At 68.3% G+C, this 15,739-nt stretch carries 18 protein-coding genes and 1 pseudogene; 5 read left to right on the top strand and 14 right to left on the bottom strand.

Annotated elements, in window-relative coordinates; all coding sequences use genetic code 11:
• Positions 1-309: 309 nt before the first annotated feature.
• Positions 310-1,263 (bottom strand): aminoglycoside phosphotransferase family protein, encoded by a 954-nt coding sequence (locus tag ABZ904_RS25000; RefSeq protein WP_360998832.1) that lies wholly within the window; start codon positions 1,261-1,263, stop codon positions 310-312.
• Positions 1,264-1,443: 180 nt separating this feature from the next.
• Here ABZ904_RS25000 and ABZ904_RS25005 point away from each other — a divergent pair, with 180 nt between their 5' ends.
• Positions 1,444-1,758 (top strand): tyrosine-type recombinase/integrase, encoded by a 315-nt coding sequence (locus tag ABZ904_RS25005; protein WP_359399571.1) that lies wholly within the window; start codon positions 1,444-1,446, stop codon positions 1,756-1,758.
• Between the two features lie 140 nt (positions 1,759-1,898).
• On the opposite strand, the gene ABZ904_RS25010 is transcribed toward ABZ904_RS25005, so the two are convergent.
• Positions 1,899-2,345, bottom strand: coding sequence for a DUF1772 domain-containing protein (locus ABZ904_RS25010; RefSeq protein WP_359399573.1), 447 nt, complete (start codon positions 2,343-2,345; stop codon positions 1,899-1,901).
• Between the two features lie 91 nt (positions 2,346-2,436).
• On the opposite strand from ABZ904_RS25010, the gene ABZ904_RS25015 reads away from it, so the two are divergent.
• The gene (locus tag ABZ904_RS25015) at positions 2,437-3,015 is read left to right on the top strand and encodes a TetR/AcrR family transcriptional regulator (protein WP_359399574.1); all 579 of its coding nucleotides are present in this window, start codon (positions 2,437-2,439) and stop codon (positions 3,013-3,015) included.
• A gap of 351 nt (positions 3,016-3,366) precedes the next feature.
• Positions 3,367-3,852 (top strand): peroxiredoxin, encoded by a 486-nt coding sequence (locus ABZ904_RS25020; protein ID WP_361825563.1) that lies wholly within the window; start codon positions 3,367-3,369, stop codon positions 3,850-3,852.
• An 854-nt stretch (positions 3,853-4,706) separates the two neighbouring features.
• Here ABZ904_RS25020 and ABZ904_RS25025 read toward each other — a convergent pair.
• From ABZ904_RS25025 to ABZ904_RS25080, 12 genes and pseudogenes are all read right to left on the bottom strand, one after another.
• Positions 4,707-5,147, bottom strand: a complete 441-nt coding sequence (locus ABZ904_RS25025; protein ID WP_359399575.1) for a hypothetical protein — start codon at positions 5,145-5,147, stop codon at positions 4,707-4,709.
• Positions 5,148-5,415: 268 nt separating this feature from the next.
• Complete coding sequence (locus ABZ904_RS25030; protein WP_360998779.1) at positions 5,416-5,706, bottom strand: hypothetical protein; 291 nt, start codon at positions 5,704-5,706, stop codon at positions 5,416-5,418.
• Between the two features lie 610 nt (positions 5,707-6,316).
• On the bottom strand, positions 6,317-6,874 hold the full coding sequence (locus tag ABZ904_RS25035; protein ID WP_359399578.1) for a dihydrofolate reductase family protein: 558 nt from the start codon (positions 6,872-6,874) through the stop codon (positions 6,317-6,319).
• Positions 6,875-6,930: 56 nt separating this feature from the next.
• Positions 6,931-7,869 (bottom strand): RNA polymerase subunit sigma-70, encoded by a 939-nt coding sequence (locus ABZ904_RS25040; protein WP_361825566.1) that lies wholly within the window; start codon positions 7,867-7,869, stop codon positions 6,931-6,933.
• Positions 7,870-8,553: 684 nt separating this feature from the next.
• Positions 8,554-8,767 (bottom strand): annotated as a pseudogene (locus ABZ904_RS25045) (ISKra4 family transposase); the annotation flags it as partial.
• A gap of 302 nt (positions 8,768-9,069) precedes the next feature.
• Complete coding sequence (locus ABZ904_RS25050; RefSeq protein ID WP_361825568.1) at positions 9,070-9,219, bottom strand: hypothetical protein; 150 nt, start codon at positions 9,217-9,219, stop codon at positions 9,070-9,072.
• A gap of 28 nt (positions 9,220-9,247) precedes the next feature.
• Positions 9,248-9,385, bottom strand: a complete 138-nt coding sequence (locus ABZ904_RS25055) for an FAD-dependent monooxygenase (RefSeq protein ID WP_361825570.1) — start codon at positions 9,383-9,385, stop codon at positions 9,248-9,250.
• On the bottom strand, positions 9,382-10,188 hold the full coding sequence (locus ABZ904_RS25060; RefSeq protein WP_361825572.1) for a hypothetical protein: 807 nt from the start codon (positions 10,186-10,188) through the stop codon (positions 9,382-9,384). Before ABZ904_RS25060 ends, ABZ904_RS25055 begins: the two co-directional genes overlap by 4 nt.
• A 195-nt stretch (positions 10,189-10,383) precedes the next feature.
• On the bottom strand, positions 10,384-10,665 hold the full coding sequence (catC, locus tag ABZ904_RS25065) for a muconolactone Delta-isomerase (protein WP_359399584.1): 282 nt from the start codon (positions 10,663-10,665) through the stop codon (positions 10,384-10,386).
• A complete protein-coding gene (gene catA / locus ABZ904_RS25070; RefSeq protein ID WP_359399586.1) occupies positions 10,666-11,526 on the bottom strand; it encodes a catechol 1,2-dioxygenase in 861 nt (286 codons plus the stop codon).
• A 52-nt stretch (positions 11,527-11,578) separates the two neighbouring features.
• The gene (locus ABZ904_RS25075) at positions 11,579-12,688 is read right to left on the bottom strand and encodes an enolase C-terminal domain-like protein (protein ID WP_359399588.1); all 1,110 of its coding nucleotides are present in this window, start codon (positions 12,686-12,688) and stop codon (positions 11,579-11,581) included.
• The gene (locus ABZ904_RS25080; protein WP_359399590.1) at positions 12,685-13,647 is read right to left on the bottom strand and encodes a LysR substrate-binding domain-containing protein; all 963 of its coding nucleotides are present in this window, start codon (positions 13,645-13,647) and stop codon (positions 12,685-12,687) included. The genes ABZ904_RS25075 and ABZ904_RS25080 overlap by 4 nt, the downstream gene beginning before the upstream one ends.
• Before the next feature lie 182 nt (positions 13,648-13,829).
• Between ABZ904_RS25080 and benA the strand changes: the two genes are divergently transcribed.
• Both benA and benB read left to right on the top strand, forming a co-directional pair.
• Positions 13,830-15,206, top strand: coding sequence for a benzoate 1,2-dioxygenase large subunit (gene benA / locus ABZ904_RS25085; protein WP_360998792.1), 1,377 nt, complete (start codon positions 13,830-13,832; stop codon positions 15,204-15,206).
• A gap of 1 nt (position 15,207) precedes the next feature.
• The gene (gene benB, locus ABZ904_RS25090) at positions 15,208-15,738 is read left to right on the top strand and encodes a benzoate 1,2-dioxygenase small subunit (RefSeq protein WP_359399594.1); all 531 of its coding nucleotides are present in this window, start codon (positions 15,208-15,210) and stop codon (positions 15,736-15,738) included.
• The last annotated feature ends 1 nt before the right edge of the window (position 15,739 follow it).

Consider the following 15,739-nt stretch of genomic DNA (forward strand, 5'->3'; position numbering starts at 1 on the left):
GGCGGAGGCCTCTGACACGGGACGGCTCGGTGAGATCATCCGCGCGATCTGCTGGTCAGGGGTGAGGCTTCCCCGTCTGCTCCGGATGCTGCGCGGTTGGTCCCCCTGGTACGGCAACGTACTCCGGTGTTGCCGTCATCAGGTGCCGTCGAATCAGCGGCCTGGCAATGCGACTTCGCCACACCCAAGGCTTGTTACTGGGGTCTGTCACAGAATCACGGGGCACGGCCGGTGATGCCGCTGTTCCAATCGAGGTGGGGCACGGGCAATGGCGGTTCGCCGCAGTGTTCGCGCCCCGGACGCCTTGGCTCAGCCCAGCGTGTCCATCAGAGCGGTGACGTAGGTATCCAGCCGCTCCTCCACGGCTCGCGTCGTCAGCTCTGTCCTTCCTGCCTCCCGCCATGGCTGCGCGACCAACTGCACATCTCCTGAGAACGCCAGCCCGTCCAGCACCTGCCAGTACAGCCGCTCGCTCGCGGCCGCTGCCAGCACCCCGCCGGCCTCCTCGTACGCCTCTGCGAACCGCAGACCCCACGCCTGGCCGTGCAGCAGCGCGAGATTGGTGGAGCAGTGCGCGACATCAAGGTCCGCCGGGCCCCAGGAGGTCGCTGCCCAGTCGACGACGCCGGTGATCCAGGGACCTGCCGGGCTTGGGGGCGTCACGTCGAACAGCACGTTGCCGGGGTGGAAATCCCGATGCAGGAATCGCCCTTGATAGGGCGGCGCCGGCTTGCGGATCACGTCGATCGCCGCGGCCCATGCCGCCGCGTCGGCACCCTCCGGAGTCACGACGGTGTCGGCGGTCGTCCACGCCACATACTCCGGGGGCCGCTCGGCGGGTCGCAATGCGTGGATCGCGACGAGTTGACGGGCCAGCAGAGGGACGCGCGTCTCCAATCCCTCGTCGTCGAGGACCGTCCGGCCCGCCAGATGTGTCATAAGGAGCGAGGGATACTCGCAATGCGCGGCGGTCGGATCGACCGCGACCAGTCCAGGAGCCGGCACGCCGGTCCCCGTGAGCAGGGTCAGGGCGCGACACTCCCTGTTCAGCCAGTCCTCGGCGTGCTCCACGTTGACGAAGGTCCGCAGCACCAGGTCGCGGGTGCCTCCGTCTCGCGTGCCGATGGTCAGCCGCCGCATCTCGGCGGTGATGCCGCCGTGCAGCGCCTCGGTTTTGACGACCTGTTCGCCAATGTCCAGATGCCGGCCGACCCAAGCCAGGGTCAACGGTCGGACGGCCCCCGCCTTATCGTGGATTGTCACCGTGCCACCCCACCATCCGGACGGCGGCCCGCGCAAAGCCCTTTTGTCCGAGGCGATATCAGCGCTGTTCTTCGTGTCCCGTCAGGGTCCGGATCACCGCGACTTCGGTGCTCAGGTCACGGACGTGACTGTCACCTCGATCCCCGCGAAGACCAGCTTCGCCCATTTTCATCCGCAGTCGTGCATGCCCGGCACGTCGACCACGACACCGCGGTTCAGGACGACTGGGTCACGGCCCGGAAGGCTGCTGGCGTCACGGCCGAGCTGCACTTTCATGACCTGCGGCACACGGGCGATACGCCGGCCTCCACCGCCGGGGCCAGCCCCCGAGAGGTCATGACCCGCATGGGTTACAGCAGTTCACGCGCCGCGCTGATCTACCAGCACATGACCAGCGACCGTGACCGGGCCATCGCTGATGGTCTCGGCGCCATGATCCGGAGTGGTGGCGGAGCGCCTTCGGACTCCTCCGAGGAGAGCCCCGAGGGCACGTAGTGGCACGCGTGTGGCACGGCGCATGAAATGGCTAAGGGCCGGCCCGGGAGGAAAACCCTCCTGAGCTGGCCCTTCTGGCTGTGCCCCCGGCAGGATTCGAACCGGATTGTGCGCCACCAGCGCGGTGTCGGCCCGCGGGCTCAGGTGAGGGCGGCGACCAGCAGGGCGAAGGCGGCGATGAGGACGGCGACACGGACGTAGTGGAAGCGGTCCCAGCGGTTCATCTGCTCCTTCCAGTCCTCCGGCCGGTTCTCGGGGGTCCACGTCTTGCCCTGGTTGTTGATCGGGACGAGCAGCAGGATCGACATGATCACGCTGACGATCAGCAGCGCGGCGCCGGTGACGACCAGGCCGGTGCCTTCGTGGTGCCAGCTGGCGATGGCCCAGACCGCGCAGAGGACGACCGAGCCGATGTACCAGAACGGCATCACGGCGCCGAGCATCCGGCCGCCGTGGCTTCGGCCGAGCTGGCCGGCGTCGTCGGGGAGGGCGTCGAGGATCCGGTTGATGACGAAGGCGACGGAGAACTCCACCCCCACCATCACGCCGACGACCACGGTGGTGACGACCTCAAGTGCGTTGAGCATGACGGCCCCTCCAGATATCTAGCTTTGCTAGCTGTCGAGGCAACGCTAGTGCTACTGCCGCTCTCTTGTCTAGCGGTGCTAGGATCGAATCATGTCGGTACAGGAACGCAAGGAGCGCGAGCGGGCGGGCCGCGAGCGCCTCATCGTGGCGACGGCCCGCGAACTCGCCGAGCAGCAGGGCTGGGACGCGGTCACCACACGCCGGCTCGCCGAGCGCATCGAGTACAGCCAACCCGTCCTCTACAGCCACTTCCGCGGCAAGCGCGAGATCATCGGCGCCGTCGCCCTCGAGGGCGCTGCCGAGATGGCCGCGGCGCTGCGGGCCGCGACCGCCGCCGCGGAAGGTCCGCGCGCCCGGGTCACCGCCCTCGCCCGCGGCTACCTCGACTTCGCCGAACGCAACCCGGCGGTCTACGACGCCCTGTTCCAGCTCGACGGCGGCCTGGCGTACGCACAGGAGGACACCCCGGAACCGCTCAAGGATGCCTTCGCCGCCCTGCTGGAGTGCCTCGGCGAGGTCGCCGGGGACGGCGTCCACTCGGGGCTGTTCACCGAGGTGTTCTGGGCGTCCCTGCACGGGATCGCGACCCTGACCCGGGCGGGACGGCTGCTGCCGGAGGACACCGAGCAGAGGGTGGAACTGCTGGTGGACCGCCTCGCCGTGCTCTGAAACACCATTCCGACGGGCGCGCAACCGGGGTCCTCGGGCGCGGCTGCCTGCCTGCGGCATCGCTTCCCGTCACTCGCGCCACCCGGCACAGCCGCAGATCGCCGGCCCCGCACGCCCGACGGGGCGCCCGCCCCGGCAGCTGGGGTGCTCATTGATCACGACCCGATACGCGCCCTCGGACGGACGCACCGAGCACGGGCGGTGCCGGGCCGTATTCCGCCGACGATGTGTTCTTGACGACAGTGGGTGGGCGACGCAGAAGGTTCCCGAGAGAAAGAACGTTCTATACAGTGGGCGTCATCGGCCCGAGATGCGGCCCGCTGGCCGCATCCCATACGGAAGGACCCCGCTATGCCAGTGCCCGAGATCGGCGCCCCCGCCCCTGACTTCACGCTTCCGGGTGTCCTGCTCGGCGACGGCGGCACCGCCGAGCGCAGCCACTACTCCCTGTCGGCACAGCGGGGAACCCCCGTCGTGCTTGCTTTCTACCCCGGCGACGACTCCTCGGTCTGCACCAAGCAACTCTGCTCGTACGCCTCCGACCTTGACCGCTTCCGCGACCTCGGGGCGACCGTGTGGGGAATCAACTTCAGTGACCTCGACAGCCACGAGAGCTTCGCGCGCAAGCGCGACCTGCGCTTCCCGCTTCTCGCCGACACCGACCGCTCGGTGGTGAAGGCATACGGGATCCAGATGCCCGGTCTCGGCCTGAAGCGCTCGGTGTTCATCGTGGACGCCAATGGCGTGGTCCGCTGGAAGCACGTTGCCCGCATCGGACTGTCCTACCAGGACAGCGAGACGATCACCAAGGAACTGGCGGCGCTCGCTCGCCGCTGAACCACGACGACTCCTGTCGAGTCGGCGGCGTACCGCCGACTTCTGGCCCCTGTACACGGGCGCAGCGAACCCGATCGACTCATGGCGGTCGCGGATGCGGCTGGATACCTGGGTCTAGCCGGCCGGACACACCACGGGGGTGCGGCGGAATGCTGCACCCCCGTCGCCGTTGGTGGTTGCTGCTGGCTGCCCTGGGACGGGCCGCGGCTCCGGAGAGCTCGCAGGTCACCGGCGCATCTCGGCTGAGGTCGGCTGCTGTTGACCGTGGTTGACCGCTTTATCTGGCACGGCTGTGGCAGGCGACCTCTCCGTCCCGCACTCTCGGCGGGATGGTCATTGCGGTCCAGGATGCTGGTCGCGGGGTCATCGACGGCCGTTGCCGGCCACCTTCGGATGCGGTGGTTGCTGTACTTCGCTGCTGTACGGCAGCGGCGAGTTGGGGCGGTCCAGTCCGTCAGGGCCGAGTCCGGTACCGTCCAACCGGTGCCGGTCCTTGGCGAGGATGCCTTGCTCCTCCGGCTGGCGTCTCCAAACAGGAGACGGACATCGGGCACGGTGTCGTGGAAGCGGGGAAGTCGAGGGCCGGCCCACCCAAGAACGATCTTGAAAACCGTCGTGGCGCGAGCCACCGTGAGTTCAAATCCCACACCCACCGCGCAGGTGAGCCGCCCCTGGAATTCGCCTGATACGGCCAGGGGCCGTCGCGTTGTGCGGTGCCCGCTCGGCACCGCGACAAGTTCTTGGAGTCGTTCCCCTTCGTATGGGCATGGTCGAGGACCCAGAGAGCTGGCTGGGAGGCGCCGGTTCAGCCACGACTGATCACACACCGCTGCTACCTGCGGCTGCGCAGTCGATCAACGCTCTGACCGCCCGCCGGCCTCCGCTGCGCGGCGGAACAACTCCCGAGCCTGCTCATCTTCACCACGTCGGCTAAGCCGGTGCGCCAGACTTACCATGGCTGGCGGAAAGCCGCAGTCCGCCGCGCGCCGGTAGACGGCTTCGGCGCCGACCTGGTCGCCCTCGCGATCGAGGGCGAGTGCGAGGTTGAACAGCTGAAGGCCAGCCCTGTAAGGCGCCAACCGGGAGAGGTACAGCTGCTCGGCAACTTCCAATCCCTCGCGGCGATAGGCTCTGAGCAGGATGCTCGTTGCGTTTCTGGTACCCAGCGGGGTGGAGAACCAGGCGAGCGGCAAACCGATGAGGATCGCCAGAGCCGCGATCGTCCACGACGCCCACGTCGGGATGCCCATCGCCGAATGGCTCCACCCCGTGACAGCTCCGACGACGATCACCACCGGCACTCCTGTTGCGACCGAGAAGAGAGCCACGAGCGCGCGTCTGCTCCATCCATGAGACACCACATAAGTTGAGCAGGCCGGCATGTCGACATCAAGCCTCGCGCGCCTGGAGCAGAGTCGGGCGCCCTACCGGCCCTCGTGTCCGCGGATCGGGCAGGCTGTATAGCTGCCGGGCACCTTAAGAAGGATGGCCTCGTGGGTGGAGTGAATGGCTGCGTGGCCGCCGATGTGATGGGCCGGGTGCCGCCGTGTGGTTCCTGGGCCGTCAGTCGAAGTCGGGGATGCAGTGGTGGGTCGAGGTGCTGCAGATTTTGGCGTGCAGCGGTATCTCTGGGCCGAAGTAGCCCCACTCCACGAATGTGACTGTGCGGTCCGGTTTCATTACGGCTCTGGCCTGGTAGAGGACGCCTCGGTGCTCGTCTACGGTGAGGCGGAAGGGGCCGGCGTCGTCGAGGATCACAGCGAGCGTGTAGTGGTACTGGTGGAGCGGGTCTTGCGACGGCAGGCGGTCGGGGAACTCCCCCCGGCCGACCGTTCGCGCGGGGGCGTAGTCCACCCCGGGTGCGGAGGGGTGGTGGTGTCGTCGTAGGGGCCGCAGGCGATCGAGTGTGCAACCTGGTGGCTGTAGCCGAGACAGTAGCTGTCGCCCGAGATCCACCCGAAGTCCCTGGCGCCCTTGCTGCTCCGGCGGACGACCACCACCGCCTCCTGAGGCGGTCTGGGACTTTTGCCGGGGAGGGTTGTCATGCTGAGCCAGTCGGTGAGGGCGCCGTCTGTCGGCCCGAGCCTTGCTGCCGCCTCCACCGGAGGGCTGGACCCGCGACCGCTGTCGGCGCCGCAGGAGCCGATGAATGGACCGGGACGGCGGTAGGGCGTGCGTCCCGTCCGTGTTCCCCGTTGGTACAACCGGCGAGAGCAAGGAAGAGCACGCCGCATGCCGTCAGCCGTCTGACCCGTCCAACTCCCACGGTCCCCCCTCGGTCGCTCTCCCGGGTCGGCAGTATGGGACATGTCCTTGCCGTATTTGGAGGCGGCGCGGGCGATTGTGACCTGACGTCATCAGGTGGGTTGGCTCTCGAACTTGGCTTTGAGCGCGCTTCGCTGCGGTTGCCGATCGAACCTGTCGGGGTCGGTCGGAGTCTCGTAGAGGGCGAGGAGGCGAACCGTCATCGTGCCGCCCTCCGGTACCGCACGAGGACGGCGGCGCCGGCCCGCTCGGACGACAGGCACTCCAGGTCAGTGCGCGGGCCGTCGTCGGGGAAGAGCCGTCGGCCCGTGCCGAGGATCGTGGGGAAGGTCAACAGCCGGTATTCATCAATCAGTTCCTCGGCCATCAGTGCGTGTACGACGCTCAGGCTGCCGGTGATGATCACATCGCGCTCTTCGCGCTTGACGGCGTCGATGACGCTGCCGTCGATGACCTGCGAGTTCGCCCACGCCGAGGTGTCGGTCACCGTGCGGGAGACGACCAGCTTCGGCGCGGCGTTCATCCGCGCGGCGAACGGGTCGTCTCGCCCGGGCCAGATGCGCGAGAACAACTGCCACGTCGTACGCCCCAGTAGCAGGACCCCGTCGTCGAGTGTGCTTCCGAGTCGGAACTTGTCCCCGGCGACCGTCTCGGGACCATGCCGGAACGCCCAGCCGCCGGCCGGCGTTCCACCGGAGCCGTCCGGGTCTGACACGATCCCGTCCAGGGTGACGAACTCAATGACGATGACGCTCACGAGGGGTGTCCCTTCGATCGATGCTCACCGGTACCTACCGGCGGCACCGGCGACACTCATCGCGCCCGACGAAACTCGTCGGAAGAAATCTGCCGGGGCAGGTCGAACGCCTCCAACACGTCCGGATCGGCGAAGACGACGTTGCGCGCGACCCTGCCGCCGGTGACCGTGAAGACCTGCAGTGTGTGCAGCCGATGCCCGCCACCGGGTTCCGGCGCGTACGCCGCGAGCGCGGGCTGCCCGTTGGCGGTCAGGTGCCTCATGCCCCAGCCCGTCCCACGCATCGCGAACACCCGCTCCATGAACAGGCCGTAGGCATGGCTACCCCGATACCACCGCGGGACCGGCGGCATCTCCAGGACCGCCTCATCTGTGAGCAGCTGCACGAGCGCGGGGACGTCGGCCGCCTCGAACGCCCGCACATAGCGCTGAATCACCGCGCGTGCCTCGGGATCGTCCGGTTCCGTGATCTCTTCCACGCCGCCCACCTCCGCAAGGGCGGCACGGGCCCGCTGCAGCGCGCTGTTGACGGCCGCGGCCGTGGTCCCCAGTTGCTCGGCGACCTCGGCGGCGGTGAACTCCAGTACCTCGCGGAGCACCAGCGCGGCTCGCTGCCGCGGCGGTAGGACCTGCATCGCTGCTACCAGCGCGAGCCGCATGTCGGCCCGTACCTCCGCATCGAACCGCACGTCGGGAAACGGCTGCAGCCAGGGGATGTCGAAGGCCGGAGTGAGCGGCGCCCCAGAATCCTCACTCGGCGCGCCCAGCCCGGACGGCAACGGCCGCCGCGTCCGCCCTTCCAACGCGGTCAGGCATGCGTTGGTCGCGATCCTGTACAGCCAGGTCCGTACGGACGCACGCGTACGGTCGTACCGGTCGCGGGCCTTCCAGGCACGCAGCATCGTCTCCTGTACCAGGTCCTCGGCCTCGTGGAACGAGCCCAGCATCCGGTAGCAGTACGCCACCAACTCACCCCGGTACGGCTCGAAGTCCATGGGCCCATCATGGCGTACCCGGGCAGCTCACATTCGAAGACGCTGTGAATCCAAGCTCCTGAGACGTCACCTCAGAGCACGTCGGTAGGCGCCGTCTGGGGACAGTAATCCAAGATCCTCTCCCAGGTTTCCCCAAGATGCCCCTGCCCTGGAGTTTCTCTGTCGGGGTGGCGGGATTTGAACCCACGACCTCTTCGTCCCGAATAATGTGCGGAAAGATCGCTGGCCAGGAGCTCTTGACTCCTGTGCAGGTCAGGGCGTTGGTACGAGTTGGTTCCCGTGAGTGGCGATCCGTAGGGCTTCCTTGATCCACTCCTCGCTCACTCCCCAGGGCTGACCCGTCAGGACGACGCAGGCTGAGACGCATAGAAGGGCCCCCACCGCGAACTGTGAGGCCATTCGACATCGTGCCCGGCGAGGCGCTGGCGGAGGGTATGAGCCTCCAACTCGTGAGGAGTTGCCCCCGCACGCCTTCCAACTGTCCGCATGACCGTACGGGGGCGTTCATGAGGGTTTGCGTGGCAGGTCAGACCGCGTGCGCGTACGACTGTGAACGAGGGCGGCCGTCCGCGCACTGGACAGGGTGCGTTTCTCGTTGAGTGAGCTGCCGGGTAGTGGTCAGGCCGCAATGGCGAAGTCCTGCTGGTAGCGGGCGGTGTGCTGCCGTTCGTGCTCGAGTCGACCGTGATATTCCCAGTACGCGTCGAAGTCGCCGTTGTCGATCACGGCGCGCAGGAGGACGGCTTCGGCGCCGGTCAGACCCCATCTCGCCCCGGTCACATCGAGCCGGTCCTTGATCAATCAAATAGCGGCAGCATTCCTCGATCACCCCGGTGGCGATCGGCCAGCCCAGAGCCAGGCCGAGGTCATAGCCGAGATAGGGCTGCTTGGCCTTCAGACAGGCGATGGCGCGTTGCAGGCTGTGCAGTTGAGCGGTCTGGCTCTCCTCATGGAGGCCGTGGGCCCGGGCGTGGGCGTTCAGGTCAGCCACGACGCGGCTGGCGTGGCCTTCCAGGATGGTGCGGGCCATGTCTGCGACGTGCGTCTGGCGGGCAGGCAGGGTGGGGTGCAGGTCCTCGGCGGCCTTCCAGAACGTACTCCAGGGGTTTCATGCCCGAGATCTGTCCAGCGGGTGCTGGATTCCGCGCCCCGGCGGAGCAGCGGCTTGACTGCCGGGCCGGGGCGAGTGCGGGGAGCCCCTCATGCCTCTCCAGCGGCGTGGAAAGCATGGATCCAGGCGAGGTGCCGGTCGAACGCGTTCGGGGCGGCCAGCCGCGCGTCGCGCCGGCGCTGTGCCTCACCGTCGGGCAGATGCAGGACGTCGCCTGTGGTGATCGATGCCGTCTGCACGCGGCGGGTCCGGGCATGCCGTAGCTGTTCATAGCGTGCGCGGGCCCTCCCAGTCGCTGTCGGCCAGGAGACAGTCGGCGAGGACGATGGCGTCCTCGATCGACTGGTTCGCACCCTGACCGTGGTGGGGGACCATCGCATGCGCGGCATCGCCGAGCAGGGTCACCCGGCCCTTCGACCACCATTCCAAGGGCGGCGGTGAAAGAGCGCCCAGCGCTCGGTGACCGGGACGGCACTGATCATCTGCACGATCGCCGGGTGCCACTCGGCGAACATCGTGAGGTGTTCGCCCTCGCGCTCGACCGGTGACACCCAGCTGGAGGCGGACCAGGGCTCCGGTGTGCGCTGGACGAGGAAGAAGTTCTGGTCACCGTTGCCGATCGGGTAGTGCAACAGGTGGCCACCGGGCCCCATCCAGAACTGGATCGCCTCCGGGTCGGGCAGCAGATCGAGCTTGTCGGCCGGCACGATGCCACGCCAGGCCGACGAGCCGGAGTACAGCGCGTCGTCGTAGCCGAGCAGGAGGCGGCGCACGGTCGAGCGGGCGCCGTCGGCTCCAATCACGAGATCGGCTTCGGCCGAGGAGCCGTCGGCGAAGTGGAGACGGGCCCGCGCGCCGGAGTCGTCGATGTCGACAAGCCGCTTCTTGAGGTGCAGACCCTCCACCCCGCTCCCTGCGTCCGGGCCGGCGAGCGCGCCGAGCAGGATCGCCTGAAGGTCGGCTCGGTGGATGCCGTAGTACGGCGCTCCACAGCGCTGGTGGTAGTCGGCACGCGAGAGCACCCGGCCGACCACGTCGCCGGTGCGTCCGGAGCGGAAGACCAGGCCGTCCACGTCGGCCGCCGCCGCGGCGAGCGGCTCGGTGAGGTTGAGCCGCGCTTGCAGATGGCGCACCGAATTGGCCGAGAGCGCGACGGCGGCGCCGACTTCGCGCAGCTCCTCGGCCTGTTCGTAGAGGTGTACCTCCACCCCTTGCGGCGTAGCTCCAAGGCGAGGGTCAGCCCGCCGATGCCGGCGCCGACGATGGCGATCCGAGGTGTCGTGGAGCGAGTGGCGGTGCTCATGCAGAGTGTTTTTCGTCCGAGGCTCAGGGAGAGGTGGGGGAAGGGAGCGGGGCTGCTCGACCGAGTCGTTCCGGTCGAGCAGCCCCGTGGTGGCAGACGGCTATCCGTTGATGTCGGACGGGTGTGTCGCCAGCGGCGTCACCGCGATGTCCATGTAGGGGAACAGCGGCAGGTCGGACAGGATCTGGTGGAGCTCGTCGCCCGACTCGACCTCGAAGATCGAGTAGTTCGAGTACTCGCCGACGATCCGCCATATGTGGGGCCACTTGCCGGCCCGCTGCAGTTCCTGCGAGTACGCCTTCTCCCGGGCGACAGTCGCAGCCCGGACTTCGGGGTTGAGGTCGTGCGGGATCCGCACGTCCATCCGCACGTGGAAGAGCACTCAGGCCTCCGGGTCGAGGACGAAGGAGTACGCCACGGTCGCCGAGCCGTCGGCCTGCTGCTGCGGGTCGAGCAGCAGTTCCGGCTTCACCGCCGAGGCGATGTCGTCGTCGTTGTGGGCGTCGCCGGGGAAGTAGAGCTGCGCGGTGAGCAGCTGGTAGCCCGGAGCGGAGACCTTGACGTGGATGTGGGCCGGGCGCCAGGCGTGCCACCCGGCCGCCTCGACGAGCGCACCGCAGGCACCATCGGTCGGAATCTGGTACGGCGCGGGCTGGACGGTGTGGATCTCGAAGGAGCCGTCGGGGCCGACGTGGTTCGTGCCACGCAGGTTCCACTCCGGCAGGTTGGGGGCGAACTGGCTGTAGAAGCCGTCGTCGTCGGCGTGCCAGATCTCGACCTTCGCGTCGGACAGGGCGGTGCCGTCGACCGCGGTGACGGTGCCGGTCCAGGTGAGCGGCGTGCCCCCCTCGCCCTCGCGCATCGGGACGGCGCCGACACCCTTCTCGTCGGAGATCACCGGCGAGTTCGGGACGTAGTACGGGCCCTCGATGGTGCCCTTGTTGCCCTGGCGGTCGGAGGTGGCGACCTCCTCGACCACGTGCTCGACCCAGACGTCCAGGAAGAGCGGCCACTCGCCGTCGAGCCCGACCTGGATCAGCCACGCCTTGAGAGCGTTGTACTCGGCGTAGGTGACGTTCTCCTCGCGGATGGTGGCGTGGACGGCCTCGAGCACGCGGCGCGCGAGCTTGTCGACGCGCTCCTTCGGCACGTCCTTGACCGCCTCGTAGGGAGACTTGTCGTTCTGGAAGCGCGCGGTGGCGTTGGCGCCGGAGGCGGCGGCGCTAGCAACCTCAGAGGTCATGGTGCTTCTCCTGTCGCTTGTTCTTCTCGGCCCCAGGGGGGCCGGTGGTGGATCAGGCCCGACCGTCGGTGCGGTAGCGAGCGAGCTTGTCGGGGTCGATCGTGACGCCGAGGCCGGGGCCGGACGGCACGCTCAGGTGGCCGTCACGGATCTGGAGCGGCTCGGCGAGCAGGTCATCGCTCATGTCGAGGAAGTTGGACAGCTCCCCGGCGCGGCGCGAAGTCAGTCGGTAGGCCGCCGCGAACGTGACTGCGCACGCGGTGCCGAGCTGGCCGTCGATCTGGTTGCCGATGACGGCCTCGATGCCGAGCCCCTCGGCCAGGTGGTGCACGCGCTGAGAGACGGTGAACCCGGTGCGCGCCGTCTTGATCGAGACGGCCGTCGCCGATCCCCCGAGGATCTCCCGGGTGACCTCGGCGGGCGTGGTCGCGGACTCGTCGGCGATCGTGGGCACCGGGGTCCGAGCGACCAGCCAGCGGCGGCCCAGGACGTCGTCGGCGGGGCAGAGCTCCTCGGCGAAGAGCAGGTCGAGGTCGGCCATCTCGCGCATCGCTGCGGCCGACTCCGCCGGTGACCAGCCGCGGTTGCCGTCGACGTACAGCTCCGCCTCGGCACCGAAGCGCTCCCGCAGCGCGCGCACCACCGCGGTGTCGAGCGATACCGGGTGCCGTCCCACCTTCACCTTGAAGGTGGTGATGCCGTACGTGGAGCGCATCCGCTCGGCCTCGGCCACCATCTTCTGCGGCTCCTCGAAGCCGAGCATGTGGCTGACCCGCATCCGGTCGGTGTAGCCGCCGAGCAGGTCGCTGACCGACTGGCCCAGGGTCTGACCGAGCGCGTCCCAGATGGCCATGTCGATCGCCGACTTCGCGGTGGGGTTGCCGATCGTGCGGCGCATCCGCTGGTGGGCGACCTCGCGCTGGAGGAGCGTCAGGCCGACGATCTGCGGGGCGAAGACGTTCTCGATGACCGCCACGATGCCCTGCTGGGTCTCGCCGTAGGTGAAGGGCCGGGGCGGCGCCTCGGCGACGCCGACGATCCCGTCGTCGGTGTGGACCCGGACGAGCACGTGTTCGGCCGCGTGCACCTCGCCGGAGGCGAACTTCAGCGGCTTGAGGTAGGGGATGGAGAACGGGATCGCCTCGACCCGGACGATCTTCATGCAGGCTCCTCGGTAGGGACGGAGGCCGCGCCGGACGTGGCGGTCAGCAGTGCGACGACGGCGTTGACGAGCGGGTTGTCCTCGTCGGCGCGGCGCCCCAGCGCGAGGCCCACCGAGCCCGCGTCGGCGACATCGCGGAAGACGACGCCGTCCAGGGGGAGGGAGCGGACGCCGGCCGGGGCGAGTGAGACCCCGAGGCCGGCGGCCACCAGCGCCAACAGGACGGAGGTGCCGGGTGCCGCGTGCTCGCGGTGGGGCACGAACCCGGCGGTACGGCAGGCGCGCGTGACCGCGTCGTTGACCACCGACTGGCGAGCGTCGTAGAGGATGAACGGCTCGGCGCGCAGGTCGGCCATCGCGATGATGGGCTCGGCCACGAGACGGTGATCGACGGGCACGGCCAGGACCAGCGGCTCTTCGTCGAGCAGGCTCAGCTCGATGCCCTCACCCGCCGCGGGCGGCCGGAGCAGGCCGAGGTCGATCGTGCCGGCGCGCAGCGCGTCGCACTGCTCGGAGGTGAGCAGGTCGGCGTGGATCTCCAGCGCCACACCGGGCAGCTCGCGCTTGAGCAGCCGGGCGATCCGGGGCAGATGCGAGAACGACGACGTGCCGGTCAGGCCCAGGCGCAGCAGGCCGTGCCGTCCGGCCGCGATCCGCCGTACGCCGCGCAGGCTGTCGTCCAGGGCGCCCAGGATGCGGGCCGCCTCGGTCTGGAGGAACTCACCGGCAGGGGTGAGCGAGACCTGTCGCGTGGTGCGGTTGAACAGCGTGACGCCGAGCTCGGCCTCCAGCTGACGGATCGCCTGCGAGAGCGCGGGCTGGGCGACGTGGAGGCGCTCTGCGGCACGCCCGAAGTGGCAGGTCTCGGCCACGGCGGTGAAGTAGCGCAGGTGCCGCAGGTCCATGACGCCCGTCCTCAGGTCGGCAGATCGGCTGGAGTCCCAGTGACGCCAAGTCATGCCCGTCACACTAGGTCGGGCAATCCATAGGGGGCAAAGACATGTTTCGACGCGATTAAGAGTGGTTGCTTATTAATCGAGTGCTAGGTCAGGACTAGGCATTTACCGGGTACGACGCTCGCCCTGGTGATGCGACGGTCGATTCAACCCAGTCGATGCCACCTATTTTCCTGGAGGTCACCATGACCGAGATGCTGGAGCGTCGCATCGGCCCGTACCGCCGCGTCAGCGAGTTGTTGGACCAGGCTGTCGTCGATGACCGGGAGGCGGGTGTCATCCGCGCCAACCGGCGGATCTTCACCGATGACGAGCTTTTCGAGCTGGAGATGAAGCACATCTTCGAGGGCAACTGGATCTACCTCGCGCACGAGAGCCAGGTCCCCGAGCCGGGCGACTACTTCACGACGTACATGGGCCGGCAGCCCGTCGTGATCACCCGTGACAAGGACGGCCGGCTGCACCTGCTGATCAACGCCTGTGCGCACCGCGGCGCCATGCTGTGCCGCAGGAAGACCGACAACCGCACCACGCTGACCTGTCCCTTCCACGGCTGGACGTTCCGCAACGACGGCACCCTGCTCAAGGTCAAGGACCCGGACGGCGCGGGCTACCCGGACAGCTTCGACACCGATGGCTCGCACAACCTCACCAAGGTCGCCCGCTTCGACTCCTACCGGGGCTTCCTGTTCGGCAGCCTCAACCCCGACGTCGCGGAGCTCTCCGAGCACCTGGGCGACGCGACGAAGGTCATCGACATGCTGGTCGACCAGTCGCCGGACGGCCTGGAGGTGCTCCGGGGCTCCTCCACCTACACCTACGACGGCAACTGGAAGGTCCAGGCCGAGAACGGTGCCGACGGCTACCACGTCACCGCCACGCACTGGAACTACGCGGCCACCACCTCGCGCCGCAACACGGGCGAGTCGACGAACGCCACCAAGACCCTGGACGCCGGCAGCTGGGGCAAGTCCGGAGGCGGCTACTGGTCCTACCCGAACGGCCACCTGTGCTTGTGGACCTGGGCGGCCAACCCCCAGGACCGGCCTCTGTGGGACCGGATGGAGGAGCTGAAGCAGACCTACGGCGAAGCCAAGGGCGAGTTCATGGTGAAGGGCTCCCGCAACCTCTGCGTCTATCCCAACGTGTATCTGATGGACCAGTTCTCCACCCAGATCCGCCACTTCCGGCCGATCGCGCCGGACAAGACCGAGGTCACCATCTACTGCATCGCCCCGAAGGGGGAGAGCGCCGAGTCGCGGACCTGGCGGATCCGGCAGTACGAGGACTTCTTCAACGCCTCCGGCATGGCGACCCCGGACGATCTCGAGGAGTTCCGCTCCTGCCAGCTGACCTTCCGCGCCACCGCAGCCCCGTGGAACGACATGAGCCGCGGCGCCGAGCACTGGGTCTCGGGCCCCGACGAGGTCGCGACCGCGCTCGACATGCCGGGCGTCGTCTCGGCCGGCAAGCGCAACGAGGACGAGGGCCTCTACCCGGTTCAGCACAGCTACTGGCTCGAGACGATGCGCGCCGCCGTCGCCGCCGAGGAGGAGAACTGAGATGACCACCGCAACGACCGGGTCCGCACCCGCCGAGGCCAGGCTGATCACGCAGAACGCCATCGAGCAGTTCCTCTACCGCGAGGCCCGCTACCTCGACGACCGCGAGTTCGAGAAGTGGCTGGCCTGCTACGCCGACGACGTCGTCTACTGGATGCCCTGCTGGGCCGACGACGACCGGCTCACCGAGGATCCGCAGACCGAGATGTCGCTGATCTACTACGCCAACAAGGGCGGTCTGGAGGACCGGGTCTTCCGCATCCGCACCGAGCGCTCGTCGGCGACGTCGCTCCCCGAGCCGCGGACCTCGCACAACATCAGCAACGTCGAGGTGATCGAGCGCCGCGGCGATGTGGTCGACGTGCGCTTCAACTGGCACACGATGTACTTCCGCTACAACACCGTCGACCCGTACTACGGCACGTCGTTCTACACCATCGACTTCTCCGGCGAGCAGCCGCTGATCCGTCGCAAGACCGTGATCTTGAAGAACGACTACATCCACCACGTCGTCGACGTGTATCACTTCTGAG

This window comes from Streptomyces sp. NPDC046900, assembly GCF_040644975.1.
In the GTDB taxonomy this organism is placed as follows: Bacteria; Actinomycetota; Actinomycetes; order Streptomycetales; family Streptomycetaceae; genus Streptomyces.

Coding starts and splice junctions, on each gene's coding strand:
- ABZ904_RS25020 (WP_361825563.1), top strand. CDS start 3,367: ATGCCAGTGCCCGAGATCGGCGCCCCCGCCCCTGACTTCACGCTTCCG.
- ABZ904_RS25080 (WP_359399590.1), bottom strand. CDS start 13,647: ATGACTTGGCGTCACTGGGACTCCAGCCGATCTGCCGACCTGAGGACG.
- ABZ904_RS25010 (WP_359399573.1), bottom strand. CDS start 2,345: ATGCTCAACGCACTTGAGGTCGTCACCACCGTGGTCGTCGGCGTGATG.
- benB (WP_359399594.1), top strand. CDS start 15,208: ATGACCACCGCAACGACCGGGTCCGCACCCGCCGAGGCCAGGCTGATC.
- catA (WP_359399586.1), bottom strand. CDS start 11,526: ATGACCTCTGAGGTTGCTAGCGCCGCCGCCTCCGGCGCCAACGCCACC.
- ABZ904_RS25075 (WP_359399588.1), bottom strand. CDS start 12,688: ATGAAGATCGTCCGGGTCGAGGCGATCCCGTTCTCCATCCCCTACCTC.
- ABZ904_RS25015 (WP_359399574.1), top strand. CDS start 2,437: ATGTCGGTACAGGAACGCAAGGAGCGCGAGCGGGCGGGCCGCGAGCGC.
- ABZ904_RS25040 (WP_361825566.1), bottom strand. CDS start 7,869: ATGGACTTCGAGCCGTACCGGGGTGAGTTGGTGGCGTACTGCTACCGG.
- benA (WP_360998792.1), top strand. CDS start 13,830: ATGACCGAGATGCTGGAGCGTCGCATCGGCCCGTACCGCCGCGTCAGC.